We start from the raw sequence: 13,679 nt of genomic DNA, 5'->3' as shown, positions 1-13,679 counted from the left end.
AGTTTGTTGCTCGTCACAACGAACGGCAGTGGTCGCCGAGGAGTCGCGGATCAGATCCGCGCGGTGGAGCCGCGCACGACGAGCGTCGTCGCCAGGTCCATCCGCAGCTGCGCCGCATCTCCGTCGCGCAGGCGCACGACGAGTCGGGTCGCCTCCTCGCCCATCAGGCGCAGCGGCTGGTGCACCGTCGTGAGCGGCGGCGACGTCCACTCCGCGATCGGCAGGTCGTCGTACCCGACGAGGGAGAGGTCCTCCGGCACGCGGAGCCCCCGCATCCGGGCCGCCTCGAGAACACCCAGGGCCTGCAGATCGGAGCCGGCGAACAGGGCCGTGGGCGGGGTCGGGCCCGACAGGAGCTCGAGCGCGTGGTCGCGCCCCCCGGGCACGTGGAAATCGCCGAAGCGGAGGAGCGACTCGTCGACCTCGACCCCCGCGGAGCCCATCGCGGACCGGAACCCGTCGAGCCGCGCGCGGGAGCACATCATGTCCGGCGGACCGGTGATCACTCCGATCCGCGTGTGCCCGAGGTCGAGCAGGTGCCGCGTCGCGAGCACCCCGCCCATCCAGTTCGCCGACCCGACCGACGGCACGTCGGGGGCGGGGTCGCCGGAGGGATCGATGATCGCGAAGGGGACGCCGGCGGCGCGCAGACGCCGCTTCTGCTCCTCCGGCAGCCCCGACAGGACGAGTACCACGCCCGCCGGCCGCCGCGCGAGGACGCCGGTCACCCACTCCGGACCCGGCGAGCGGTGGTCGCCGCTCAGCGTCAGCACCACGCTCATGCCGTGCTCGCGGGCGACCGCCTCGACCCCTTGGATGATCTGCGTCGACCACGCGCTCTCGATCTCGTGGAAGACGAGCTCGAGGTACATCGACCGCGAGCCCTCGCCGCGGCGGCGGTAGTCGTGCGCGTCCAGCAGCGCCTCGACCCTGCTGCGGGTGCCGGGCGCGACATCGGACCGGCCGTTCAGCACCTTCGAGACCGTCGAGATCGACACTCCCGCCTCGTCGGCGACCCGGGCGAGCCGCGCGCGCGACGGGGCGACGGGTGTCTCCTCCACGGTGCACCTCTCGTCCGGGGGCCGCTGGTCGAGGGACCACGTGCGGCCGGAGGGACGTGCGGCGCGCGCGTCCTCCCCGATCCTACGAGCGGGACCGCGGGCAGTCGACCGCCGCTGCGCCGGGCTCGCCGGCGACCGTCGCCGTGCGGCGGAGGGCGAGAACGCCGATCACGGCGGCGGCCGCGAGGCACACGGCGTGGAGCAGGAGCACGAGCGGATCGGGAGCGGGCGCATCGACGGCCTGCAGCGCGGTCGCGCCGAGCCACGGCAGCGTGCCGGACGCCGCGACCACCGCGGGTACCGGACGGCCGGCCGCGAGCAGTGCGACGGCGACGAGCAGCGCGAGTGCTGCGGCGGGCGGTACGGAATAGGGGTTCGCGACCGCGGTCCACAGCTCGCGCTCCCCGATGCCGAGCAGCCGGTCGTTCACCGCCAGTCCCCCGACCAGGACGACGAGCCACGCGGCGCCGACGAGCGGCACGGTCCGGATCCTCCGCGGTGCCCCGAGGAGGCTCAGGCCCGCGAGGAGACCGAGGACGAGCATGTTCGTCGCGGCAGCCGACGCCGGGTCCGGAGTCACGCGACCGATCGCGAGCGTGCCGACCGCCGCGAGCACCGTCAGCACCGCGGCGACCCTCGCCGACCGTCGATGCCCGGCGCAGGCGAGGACGACGAGCACGGCGAACGCGACCGCGGCGACAGCGCCGGTGCTCAGGAAGGGCCCGGAGCCGGCTTCGGCGAGATGCAAGGCCCTATCCGGGAGGAACGGTGCCCAGACGATGAAGACGAAGTAGACGAGCGCGAAGGCCCCGCCGGTCCCGAGGGAGGAGGCGGCGATCGCGTCGCGGACCCGCGCCGGGACGACGGCATCGAGGCGGGCGGCGACTCCGGCGCGAGCGAGGTCCCACCGTTCGGCGGGAGTCGGCTCGGTCCGACCTTCGGCCTCGGCGATGTCGAGCATCGTGCCGATCAGGACGTCCTCGTTCGCTGCGCGCCACGACCTCGGGTACCACCCGGCGAGGCGGCGGTAGCGCGCCTCGAGATCGCCGGTCACGCCACGCCTCCGACCGTCGTGGGCGCGAGTCGCCGCGCCAGCCGCGTCCGGGCGATCGCCGCGTTCCGCTCGAGCCGGTCGGCCTCGGCGGCCAGGATCGCCGCTCCGTCGTCGGTCAGTGCGTAGTGCCGCCGCGTGCGGCCGTCGACGACCGTCTCACCGGCGGGAGCGATCGCTCCGGAGTCGACGAGCCGCTCGAGTGCCGCGTAGAGCGTCCCTGCCCGCAGCCGCACCGAGCCGCGCGAGAGGACGCCCACCTCCTCGATGAGCGCATAGCCGTGCCGCGGTCCGCCTGCGAGGGCGGAGAGGATCAGGAACGTGGGCTCCTGCATCTGGGTGCCTGCCATGCTCGGAGCATACATCGATGATCGGTATATGTGCGCGGTCCGGCCGGCTCCCTCGGTGATCGGACTCGTTCCGGGTCGCGCGCTCTGCTCCGAGCCCGTTTCGCGCCCAATCGCCGCGGACCGCAGCGCCGAGACGACACGAAGCGGGGTCACGCAGCTCCTCGAAGCCCGATTCGAGACCACTCGCCGCGCATGCCAGCACCGAGACGACACGAAGCGGCCCTTCACGGCTCCGCAGACCCCGGTCGGCGCCCACTGCCGAAGGACGAGACACGGGTCGGCCGGCTCTCCCCTCCGCTGACCGGTCCTCCGCGGCGGGGGCGCGCCGTCGGCGGGAGCCGTTGCGCCGCGTCCGGCGCGCGAACAGGCTGGACGCATGTTCGTCGACACGACTGCGACTCCTGACGACCTGCCCGTTCCGCCGTCGCTCGACGACGTCACCTCCCGGTTCCCCGGCGCGCTCTTCACGCTCGAGCCGCAGCCCGGCGCCGAGGAGATCGCCGTCAGCACGGTCACCGCCGGAGCGGGGCGGCACCCGGTCTTCCTCTCGGCTGCGATCTCCTACGGGTTGTGGAGGCGACCGGACGACCGCGACGATCCCGTCAACCTGGCAGAGATCAGCGACGAGCTCCGGGCGCAGCTCGACGAGCCTCCGCGGTTCCCCCTCCCCGACGGGCTGATGGCGATCCGGGAGCGGATGCGGTACCCGATGCTGTGGGAGGCGGTGCAGACCACCCTCCTCGGCCTCGGCGACGAGGAGCGGACGATCGGCACGACGCTCGTCGAGCACGTGAACCACATCCTGATGAACCGCTTCCGCGACACCCGCGTGCGCGGGGAGATGCCGGGCGAGCTGCTCGGCGCGGCGACCGAGGCGGCCGTCGAGCGGGGCATCCCGGTGCGCATCGACGGCGGCGTCGTGGACGGCGTCCGCCTCGATACCGACGCACACGTCCTCGGACTCGGCGACCGGCACCTCACCGCCGTGCTGGCGCGCGACGATCTGCCGTTCCTCGACCTCGCCTTCGTCACCCGCGCGGTGCCGTAGCGAGGGACGCGTCAGCGCTCGCCTCCCCGCGCGAACGCCTCGAGCGCGTCGCCGGCGAGCCGGTACCCGAGCCACTCCGTCTTGGGCGTCGCGCCGATGCCGTCGTAGACGCGGATCGCGGGGGTGTTCCACCGCAGCACGCTCCACTCGAACCGGCCGCAGTCGTTCTCGAGGGCGAGGTTGGCGAGGCGCCGGAGGATCGCCGTTCCGGCGCCGGCGCCCCGGTGCTCGGGAGAGACGTAGAGGTCCTCCAGGTAGAGGCCGTTGCGGCCCTGCCAGGTGGAGTAGTTGAAGAAGTAGACGGCGAAGCCGATCGGGACGTCGTCGGCGAGGCAGATGAGGGCGTGCGCGGTCGACGAGTCGCCGAAGAGGGTCGCCTCGATCGACTGCTCGGTCGCGACGACCTCGCGCTCGGACTCCTCGAACACGGCGAGCTCGCGGACGAACCGGAGGATCGTGGCGGCGTCGGATGTCTGCGCGGGTCGGATCTCGAGGTCGGGCACGTCGGGGCTCCTCTCGTGCGAGGCGCTGGGGCGCTCGCGGTCCTCGGACCCTAGCGGACGGCCGCGGGGGTCGACGTGCTGCATCCCCAGCTCACTCCCCGAACCGCGTCTCCTTGTACGGCGCCCCCGAGCGGTCGTACGTCGTCCACACTCCGACCTGCCTCCCCCGGTCGAGCGTGCCGCTGCGCAGGAGCGTGCCGTCGAGCCGGAACCACTCCCAGTACCCGTGCATCTCCCCGTCGAGCATGCCGCCGCGGCCGCGGAGGCTGCCGTCGCGGTGCAGGATCTCCGTCGTCTCGCTCACGCGCTCGCCTCCGATCCCGATCGCGCCACCGGAGGGAGGACCACCAGCGGATCGGGCCGGTGCACCCCGCGCATGCGGTAGCCGAGCGCGTCCGACGCCTGCAGCAGGTCGGCCAGCAGCCAGACGATCCCGAGCCACATCTCGGTCCCCTGCAGCCCGGGCACGCCGTCCGCGCCGTCGGACCGCGGCGCGAACGCGATCCCCTCGCCGGGGACCCACTGGCCGAGCGCCTGCTCGAGCGCCCCGCGCGCCCACTCCGCGATCTCGGCGCGGCGGTGCGGAGTCTGCTGCGCGGTGAGCCGGAGCGGATGCGCGATGTCGAGCACGTTGCACGCCGTCCAGCCCGCGGGGGTCGAGAGGTACGGGTCCGCGACGTGCAGCAGCACGGTGTCGATCGTCGCGACCGGATACGGCAGCGGCACTCCGAACTGCGCGAACAGTCCGCGGGTCAGCCGGTAGAAGCCGTTCACCGCCTGCAGCCGCGGCGACTCGGAGTCGGGCAGCACCGTCCCCCACAGACCCGTCGCGGGGTCCGCGCGGGCGACCGCCCAGCCGAGCAGCGTGGCGACGGGCCCGGCTCCCCCGTCGTCGAAGGCGTCGGAGTGGTCCAGCACGTTCACGGCGCACGCCGTCGCGAGCGCGTCGACCGCGGCACCGGATCCCCAGGCGCCGGCGGCCCAGTCACGGGCGTCGAGGGCCGCCGTCAGGTCGGCCCCCGCGAGTTCGTGGAAGGCGCGGATCGGGTGGGGCGTCCGCCCGCCGAGCAGCCGCACCGCGTAGCCGACGCTGAGGACGTGGTAGCTCGCCGGCCCGTCGAACGCTGAGAGCGGCTCCTCCGACAGCGGCTCCGACGAGGTCCGCGCCCGCTCGAGACCGGCGTCCGAGAGGTCGCCGTCGGCGACCAGCCCCGTCGCCGGATCCTGCCTCGCCGTCAGCCGTCGGATCAGGTCCGCGGCGTCGAACCCGGGCGGCGGCGCGTCGAGCAGCAGATCGGCGAGCTCGACGGCGTCGGCCCAGGGGCGGACGGTCGGCGCAGCGGCCGTGCCGGGTCGGTCGACGAAGCGGCCGTCCTCGAAGCAGCGCGCGAGCACCGCCGGGATCTCGGCCCGAGCCGTGTCCCCGAAGCGTCGGAGCGCCTCCCGCAGCTCGGCGTCGCGAGCCGGAGCCCGCCGGTCGCGGAGGACGCGGGCCGGATTCCCCGCCACCACCGCGTGATCCGGGACGCTCTTCGTCACCACCGAGCCGGCGCCGATCACGACGTGGTCGCCGACGACCACCCCGTCGAGGATCGTCGCCTGCGAGCCGATCCAGACGTCGTCGCCGAGCACGATCCCCCTGCTCGAGAGGCCCTGGGTGAAGACCGGGGTGTCCGGCTCCATGAGGTGGTTGAAGCCCAGGATCGAGGTGTGCGCACCGATCCGGACGCCGGCGCCCATCCGCACGTCACCGCGGACCACGGCGAACGGATTGACGGAGCAGTCGGCTCCGATCGTCACGTCGCCGGTGACGTACGCGTGCGCTGCGATGTAGCTGCGGTCGCCGATCGACAGCCGGTCGCAGAAGACGGCGGCACTCGCGGCGACGAACACCCGGTCGCCGATCGCGGCTCCCCCCGCGGCCAGCTCGCCCATCCGTTCGGCCTGCGCGGCCCCGTCGGCGGAGTCGGGGTCGTACTCCCACGGGAGGAAGTCGACGCGGCGGACACCCTCGGCGGTCATGCGCCCACCCTTCCACGGAACCCGACGGGGCACGAGGGAACCCCGAACCGTCGAGACAGCCCGTTGCAGCGGGACGTCTCGACGGTCCGGGGTTCCCTCACCGGCCGACGACGGAGGGGGTGCCGGTGCCGGTCGCCCGGCAGCAGCACCCCCTCTCGCGCCCTACTTCATGGTGCGCTTCACGATGTTGTTCCCCGGAGTCGGGTCCGACACCACGGACCACGCCCTGGCCTCGACGGTGGTCGACGCCGGGCGGTTCGCGAGCGCGACCGTGTAGACGAGGCTCTTCCCGGTCGTCACGCTCGGCGTCCTCCAGGTGAGCACCGTGGTGCCCGCCACCGATCCGGCTGTCTTGACGGCGCCCGGAGCGGACGCCACGGTCCCGGTGACGACGACGCGGGTGGTGGTCGCCGCAGCGTCACGCGTGCCGACGTTCTTCACCGTGACCTTCACCGACAGCGGAGCCGTCGCCGACAGCCCCGTTGCCGGAGCGACCGCCACCGTCAGATCCGCTCGCGTGAACAGCTTCATCTGCAGCGTCTGCTTCACCGCAGGCGCTGCCGACCAGACGGAGTCGCCGGCCTGCGCGGCCGTGACCGTGCAGGAGGAGGTCCCCGTCAGCGTCACCGTCGCGGTGCCCGGCCCGGTCGGCGCCAGCGTGCAGCTGCCCGAGGCCGTGAGCGCCACCGGCAGACCGGAGGAGGCGGTCGCCGCCACCAGGTACGCGATGCCCCGATCGGGTGAGGTCGGCATCGTCGTCGTGAACGCGATCGTCTGCGCCTTCTTCACGACCTTCACCGGCGCGGCCACCGCGACCGACTGCGTCACTCGCGGCGCGGCCTCGTAGGACGCGTCCCCGGCCTGAGACGCCGTGATCTTGCAGGTACCGGCCTTGAGGAACTTCACCGTCCCGCCCGTCACGGAGCAGACCGTCGACGTCGTCGTCCCCAGCACCACCGGGGCGGAGGACCCGCCCGCGGACACCGTCGGCACGTACACGGCGCCTCCGGCCGTCGCCGCCGGGGCGGCCGAGGTGAACGCCACGGTCTGCGCAAGCTTCCCCGCGATCTCGAACGTGCGCACCGCCTGCGCGGCACCGTGACGGGCATCGCCCGCCTGGTCCACCGTCAGCGTGCAGGTGCCCGCGGAGTCGTAGGACACGACTCCGGACGCCGTCGAGCACGCGCCCGACGCGGTGAGCACGGGATCCGCGCTCGAGGGTCCCCGCACGATCACGGGAGTGGACGAGCCGCCCACCCGCGCGTCCGTGGGAGCCGTGCCTCCGAAGGACACGGTGCCCGCCGTCAGACCGACCGCGATGGTCTGCGACACCCGAGGAGCGGCCTCGCGGGTGTCGTCACCGGCCTGATCGGCGGTCACCGTGCAGGTGCCGGACCCGGAGAACGTCACGACACCGTCCTCGATCGAGCAGGAGCCCTCGGTGCCGAACACCACGGGCTCGCTCGAGGGTCCACCGGTCGCCGTCGGCGTGTACGTGCCGCCCGCGACCGCCGCGGCCGGAGCCTCGGACGTGAAGGCCACCGTCTGAACGGCCTTCCCGACCTCGAACGCCCGCACGACCTGATCCGCCGGACCGTGCTCCGCGTCACCCGGCTGATCGAGGGTCAGCGTGCAGGTGCCCACGGCGTCGTAGGACACGACGCCCGACTCGACCGAGCAGGCTCCCGACGCGGCGAGGACCGGCGCAGCGCTGGAGGGTCCGCGCACGATCACCGGAGTGAACGACCCGCCGAAGCGGGCATCCGCCGGAGCGACGCCGCCGAAGGCGACCGTCCCCTCCGAGACGCCGATCTCGACGGTCTGCGAGACCTGCGCAGCGGCCGCGTAGCGCGCGTCGCCCGCCTGGTCCGCGGTGATCGTGCAGCTGCCCGACCCGGTGAAGGTGACGACTCCGTCGGCGATCGCGCACGACCCGGTCACTCCGAGCACCACGGGCGCGCTCGACGCGCCACCCGCGACGGTCGGCCGATACGTGCCGCCCACGAGGGGCGACTCCGGAGCGTCGGACGTGAACGTCAGCGTCTGCGCGAGCGCGGCGATCTCGAACGTGCGGGTCGCTTCAGGGGCGGCACCGTGCAGGGCGTCGCCCGCCTGGTTCAGCGTCAGCGCACAGGTGCCCGCGGTGTCGTAGGAGACGACTCCCGCCGACACCGAGCACGCGCCCGACGCCGTGAGTACCGGACGGGCACTCGACGGCCCGGCCACGATCCTCGGAGTGCTGGAGCCGCCGACCTTGGCGCCCACGGGAGCGGTGCCGCCGAACGCGACCGTGCCCGCCGTGAGTCCCACCGCGATCGTCTGCGACACCTGAGGCGCCGCCGAGTATCCGACTCCACCCGCCTGGTCCGCCGTCACGGTGCAGGTGCCGGACCCGGTGAAGGTCACGACTCCGCTCGCGATCGAGCAGGACCCGGTCGCACCGAGCTGCACCGGCCGCCCGGAGGCGCCACCCGTCGCCGTGGGGCGGTAGGTGGTGCCCGCGAGCGCCGAAGTCGGCGCCTCCGAGGTGAACGCCACGACCTGGGCGGTCGTCGTGATCTCGAACGACCGGACGACCTCCGGAGCCGCGCCGTGGCGCGCGTCACCCGCCTGGTTCAGCGTGAGCGTGCAGGTGCCCGCCGCGTCGTAGGACACGAGTCGGAAGGGTCCGACCGAGCACGCACCGGACGCCGTCAGCACCGGAGGGGCACTGGACGGACCGGCGACGACCGCGACGGTCGACGATCCGCCGACCCGGGTGTCCGCCGGAGCGTCGCCGCCGAACGCGACGGTCCCCGCCACGAGACCGACCGCGACGCGCTGCGACACCTGCGGAGCCGCCGAGTACCGGTCGTCCCCCGCCTGGTCCGCCGTGATCGTGCAGGTCCCCGCGCCGGTGAAGGTCACGAGCCCGTCCGCGATCGCGCACGACCCGGTCGCTCCGATCACGACGGCACTGCCGGAGGCGCGGCCGTCAGCGGTCGGCCGGTAGGTCGCGTCGACGAGCGCCGTGGCCGGAGCGGTCGACGTGAAGACGACGATCTGCGGGAGCTTCGCGATCTCGAAGGTCTGCACGGCCCGCGCGGTTCCGTAGGTGTCGTCGCGGTAGTGGGTGGCGACGACGGTGCAGGTGCCCGCGGAGTCGTACGACACGACGCCGTTCTCGCCCAGCGAGCAGGCGCCCGATGCCGCGAGCAGCGCCGGCCCGGTGGACGGGCCCCGGACGAGCACCGGCGTGACGGATCCTCCGACCGCCGCCCCTGTGGGGACGGGACTCGAGATCCCGACCGAGCCCGGCGCGTAGCCGACCTCGATCGACTGGGTGTCGGGTCGGGCGTTCTCGTACTGCTCGGTGCCGTTCTGGTAGGCGGCGACCAGGCAGATCCCCTTCTTCGAGAACGTGACGACGCCGTCCTTCACCGAGCACTCGACGCTGGTGATGATCCACGGGGTCGTGCCGGAGGCGCCCGCAGCGATGGCGGGCGTGTAGGTGCCTCCGACCGCCGCGTTCACCGGCGGCGTCGTGGTGATCCGCACGGTCTGCTCGAGCTTCACGACGGAGATGTCCGCCTCGGCACGGCGCGCGGGCCAGTACCCGTCACCGGGCTGGTCGAGTGCCATCCGGCAGAGCCCCGCCTTGTCGTTGCGGACGGTCGTCCCGTCGGCCATCAGCGAGCACGCACCGCTCGCGGACAGCACGGGCACTCCCGACGACGGACCGGGAACGATCACCGGGGTGTAGGTCTCGAGCACCTTCGCGATGCGCGGCGGCTCGCCGCCGAACCGGAGGTTGCCCTCCGGCGTCCCGACGGTGATGACCTGACGCGCCTGCGGAGCAGCGCTGTGCTGCTCGTCGCCGCGCTGATCCACCTTCACCGTGCAGTACCCGTCGCCGAAGAACGTCACTGTCGAGTACTCGATCGTGCAGTTGCCGTTCTCGATGATCGAGATCTCCAGCGGGTTGCCCGATCCTCCGCCGGTCGCCTGCACGGTGTAGGTGTCGTCGGTGAAGACGCGTGCCGGAGGGGTCGAGGTGAACGTGATCGCCTGCGGGATCCGGTCGAGCAGGATGAAGCGCACCAGAGAGTCCGGGGCCTCGTGGACGTCGTCGCCCGCGACATCGAACTGCACCGCGCAGGTGTTGCCCTCGGTGTAGGTCAGGATCTGCCGGCCCTGCCCATCGGGTGCGACCGTGCAGCCGAAGAAGGTGCTGATCACCACCGGCAGTCCCGAGCTCGCCGTTGCGGACACGACGTCCGTGCTGCCGAGCACTCCCCGGGCGGGGAGGACGGGGGTGATGGTCTGCGTCGCCTTGGCGACGGTGAGGTCGAACGATTCAGCGTCGGAGGCGTAGTGCGCGTCCCCCGCCTGCTCCGCCGTCACCGTGCACATGCCGGACCGGGTGAAGGTCACGACACCGTCCGCCACCGAGCAGGCGCCGGTCGCTCCGATCACGACGGGGAGACCGGAGGCGCCGCCCGTCGTGGACGGCGTGAAGCTGCCGAGCGCGACCGGCCTCGCGGGGCGCGGCGAGGTGAACGCGACGGTCTGCTCGATCTTCTTCACCGAGACGGTGAAGGCGGCCCTTCCGGTGTTGCCGACGGCATCGACGGCGGAGCAGGTCACCGTGGTGTCGCCGATGGGGAACACGGTTCCGGAGGCGGGAGCACAGGTGCCGTCGACGGGGCCGTCGACCGCGTCGCGCGCCGGGGCGGCGTAGGTGACGACGGCGCCGGACACGCTCGTCGGCTCGGCGACGACAGTCGCCGGCACGGCGACCACCGGGCCGCTCCGGTCCTCGAGGAGGAAGGTGCCGGGCACCGACGTGATGCTGTAGTTCGAGCCCGCATCGCCTCCGGCGCACGTGATGGCGTAGCTGCCGACGGGCGTCGTGGCGTCGATCACGACCACGCCGTCCTCGTTCGAGAAGCGGCCTCTCGGCTCGGTGAGGAAGCGGTCGGAGCCGAGGAAGCCGGTGGTGGTGCAGGTGATCGTCGGAGCCGTCGCGACGCCGTGCGCGCCGGTCTCGGGGCTCGACGCGGTCACCGTCAGCACCGCCGGAGTCACGGTGAGGGTGCCGTCGACGTAGGCGATGGGGCCGGTCGGGTTCGTGAGACCGGAGCAGTGCGTCGTGTAGCGCCCGGCCGGAGTCGTGCTCGAGAGGGCGAGGGGCGAGGCGAAGGCCGTGTCGGTCGTCGCGTACGGGCTGCACGAGAGAGTGCCGACGAGGCCGGCGCCGACGGCGGCCGTGATCTCGGGAGCAGCGGAGCCGTACGAGACGGTCGGCGACGCCGCGGTGACCTTCACCGGGACGGGCAGCGGGGCGACGATGCGCAACGCGCCGTCCTTGTACCCGGCGATCGTGTAGTTGGCGTCGACGGTCCCTCCGTAGCACCGGGTGGTGAAGTACGAGTAGGTGCCCGTCAGGCTCGCCCAATTCGACGTCGGGCGGTAGATGATGTCCGTCGGAGTGACGATCTGGCGGAAGACGCCGTGCGTGGGCGGAGTGACCCAGGTGTCGGACCCGACGAAGGGCGCCGTGCAGCCGAAGGCCGGTGCCGGCGAATTGCGCGGATGGTCGAAGGACTTCGCGGTCACGGTGAGGGCCTTGGGCTTCGCGGTGAAGCTCTGCAGCGCTTCGGTGGGGTACCCGTTGGGCGTCATCGGATCGACCTTCGCCCCGATCGTGCAGAGCCCCACCTTGATCACGGTGACGGTCGAGCCGCTCACCGCGCAGGTGTCCGCCGTCTTGCTGCTGAAGACGATCGACCGTGCGGGCTGGGTGACCGCCTGCGCGTAGCCGCTGATGTCGAACGTGTCGCCGTACGTCTTCGGCGGCAGCGTCGACAGATCGAAGCGGGCTCCCATCACCGTCACCGTCACCTGGTTGCTGATCGTCTGACCGCCGCAGGTGGTGGCCTTCACGCGGTACAGGACCGTCTCGGGCCGGGTGTGCGGCGGGACGACCAGCTGGGTAGAGGCGCTCCCGACAGTCGCCTCACCCTCGGCGACCTGCCAGGTCGCTCCGCCGTCGCGGGAGGACTCCCACGACATCACGGGGATGCTGCCGTAGACCGACGACGTGACCCACCAGGCGTCGAGGGTGTGCTGCCGGCCGGTCACGATCACGTCGTCGATGGGCTGCTGCCGGAAGACCGGTGCCGGGGCGCACGCGCGGACCTCGTGCCGCAGGACGGGCTCTCCCGAGGTGCTCCCGCGCGTCGCCATCTCCCAGCTGAAGGCGTCGGGATAGACCGCCCGGACGTCGTTCCAGCCCTGCGGCAGGTCGCGGGTACGCAGCACGGCCTCGCCGTTCGCGTCGACCGGCACCTGCGTGGCGCCGGCACCCGTCCGGAACTCGACGATCCCGCCGGCCGGCACCGGTCGGCCCAGACTCGGCACCGTCACCCGCGCGGTGATCGTGACCTCCTGACCCGCGGTCGACCACGTCGGCGTCGTCGTCACGGTCGTCGCGGTGTCGTACACCGGAGCGATCACCGGGTCGGGGTACGTCGGGCCGACTCGCTGCGAGACCTTGGTGACACTCGGGTGCACGTAGCTCGACCCGCCGCCGCCGGCTCCCGGATGGTTCGCCGGCCTCAGCCCGTCGCCCCCCGTGTAGGTCGAGCCTCCGCCGCCGCCGTACCACCAGCCGGCACCTCCGCCGCCGCCGCTGAGATTGGAGGCGCCGCAGTTGTACGCGCCGGTGGTGATGACCTTGCCGACGTCGCCGCCCTTGCCGTCGTTCAGGAAGACGCCCCACTGACCGGCGTTGCCCTTGCTGCAGGTGTTGATCGTGGCGTAGCCGGCAGCGCCGGGATTGCCGCCCGAGCTCGCGCCGCCGCCGCCACCGCCACCGCCGTCGACCTCGCGATTGGTGCCGCCGTTCGCGCCGGGCTTGGCACCGCTGCCGGCGTCGGCGTCGCCGCCCCGCGCGGTCGATCCGCCGCCACCGCCGCCGGCGCCCGCGACGGCGAGACCGTGCTGGCAGCCGTCGGACCCGATGGTCGAGAGGTACTGCGCGTCGCCGCCGACGCCGCCGCGGCCCTGCCAGTCGGTGGCCGACCATCCGGCCGCCCCCGCAGGGGCTCCCTTCAGGCGCCCGATCTGCAGGACCTGTCCCGGCGTGACGGCCACGTCCACGACGAGCGTCGAGCCGCTCCCGCCCTTCGACCCGTCCCCCACGAAACCGATGCCGCTGACCGAGTACGGAGCGGAGCCGCTGCCGTTCTGACCGCTGAGGATCGCGCGCACCGTGGTCACCCCGGCGGGCACCGTGTAGTCGAGAGCCTTCTCGACCTTCGGCGAGGTGAAGCACGCTGTGGTGAAGACCGGAGCGGCCGACGCGGTCGGCGCGACCACGACGCTCAGCCCGATGCCGGCGACGAGGACCGCCCCGGCGACGAGGGACGAGAGGAAGGACTGACGACGCATGCGCTGCTACTCCTGGCGGCTGCTGCCGGGAGCCGATGCCCGCGGTCGCCTCACAGTAGGAGTGCAGCCGCGTCACGGGTACGCGGAAGGTACACGCTCGCCCTTGTCGGGGGGTACGGATTCCCGTTCTCCGAGCCTCCTCCCAGAGAGTTCTCCTCCGCCGGAGCGCCTCTCGGCACAGGGCCGGAGTCGTGCTGATCGTCGCCCTCC

8 protein-coding genes are annotated in these 13,679 nt (G+C 73.0%); 1 reads left to right on the top strand and 7 read right to left on the bottom strand.

Going from position 1 to position 13,679, the window contains the following annotated elements; genetic code table 11:
- Nucleotides 1-50: 50 nt before the first annotated feature.
- The 3 genes from ASF48_RS10420 to ASF48_RS10410 all read right to left on the bottom strand — a co-directional run bounded on the left by ASF48_RS10420 (nucleotide 51) and on the right by ASF48_RS10410 (nucleotide 2,462).
- Nucleotides 51-1,061, bottom strand: a complete 1,011-nt coding sequence (locus ASF48_RS10420; protein ID WP_055790718.1) for a LacI family DNA-binding transcriptional regulator — start codon at nucleotides 1,059-1,061, stop codon at nucleotides 51-53.
- 82 nt (nucleotides 1,062-1,143) lie between these two features.
- The gene (locus ASF48_RS10415; protein ID WP_055790714.1) at nucleotides 1,144-2,115 is read right to left on the bottom strand and encodes a hypothetical protein; all 972 of its coding nucleotides are present in this window, start codon (nucleotides 2,113-2,115) and stop codon (nucleotides 1,144-1,146) included.
- Nucleotides 2,112-2,462 carry a PadR family transcriptional regulator gene (locus ASF48_RS10410; protein ID WP_055790711.1) on the bottom strand — a complete coding sequence of 117 codons (351 nt, stop codon included), beginning with the start codon at nucleotides 2,460-2,462 and terminating at the stop codon, nucleotides 2,112-2,114. The genes ASF48_RS10415 and ASF48_RS10410 overlap by 4 nt, the downstream gene beginning before the upstream one ends.
- Nucleotides 2,463-2,838: 376 nt before the next feature.
- Between ASF48_RS10410 and ASF48_RS10405 the strand changes: the two genes are divergently transcribed.
- Nucleotides 2,839-3,510 carry a hypothetical protein gene (locus tag ASF48_RS10405; protein ID WP_055790708.1) on the top strand — a complete coding sequence of 224 codons (672 nt, stop codon included), beginning with the start codon at nucleotides 2,839-2,841 and terminating at the stop codon, nucleotides 3,508-3,510.
- Nucleotides 3,511-3,521: 11 nt separating this feature from the next.
- Here ASF48_RS10405 and ASF48_RS10400 read toward each other — a convergent pair whose 3' ends face one another.
- The 4 genes from ASF48_RS10400 to ASF48_RS10385 all read right to left on the bottom strand — a co-directional run bounded on the left by ASF48_RS10400 (nucleotide 3,522) and on the right by ASF48_RS10385 (nucleotide 13,469).
- Nucleotides 3,522-4,013: a GNAT family N-acetyltransferase gene (locus ASF48_RS10400; RefSeq protein WP_055791558.1), complete on the bottom strand. Its 492-nt coding sequence runs from the start codon at nucleotides 4,011-4,013 to the stop codon at nucleotides 3,522-3,524.
- 91 nt (nucleotides 4,014-4,104) lie between these two features.
- Entirely contained in the window at nucleotides 4,105-4,317 is a 213-nt protein-coding gene (locus ASF48_RS10395) for a toxin-antitoxin system YwqK family antitoxin (RefSeq protein ID WP_055790703.1), read from the bottom strand.
- Nucleotides 4,314-6,035, bottom strand: coding sequence for an acyltransferase (locus ASF48_RS10390; RefSeq protein WP_055790699.1), 1,722 nt, complete (start codon nucleotides 6,033-6,035; stop codon nucleotides 4,314-4,316). The genes ASF48_RS10395 and ASF48_RS10390 overlap by 4 nt, the downstream gene beginning before the upstream one ends.
- Nucleotides 6,036-6,197: 162 nt before the next feature.
- Complete coding sequence (locus ASF48_RS10385; protein ID WP_055790696.1) at nucleotides 6,198-13,469, bottom strand: MBG domain-containing protein; 7,272 nt, start codon at nucleotides 13,467-13,469, stop codon at nucleotides 6,198-6,200.
- Between the last annotated feature and the right edge of the window lie 210 nt (nucleotides 13,470-13,679).

It is taken from the genome of Rathayibacter sp. Leaf299, from assembly GCF_001423055.1.
In the GTDB taxonomy this organism is placed as follows: domain Bacteria; phylum Actinomycetota; class Actinomycetes; order Actinomycetales; family Microbacteriaceae; genus Rathayibacter; species Rathayibacter caricis.
The sequence above is the reverse complement of the archived record's forward strand: the minus strand, read 5'-3'. Positions and strand labels throughout refer to the sequence as shown.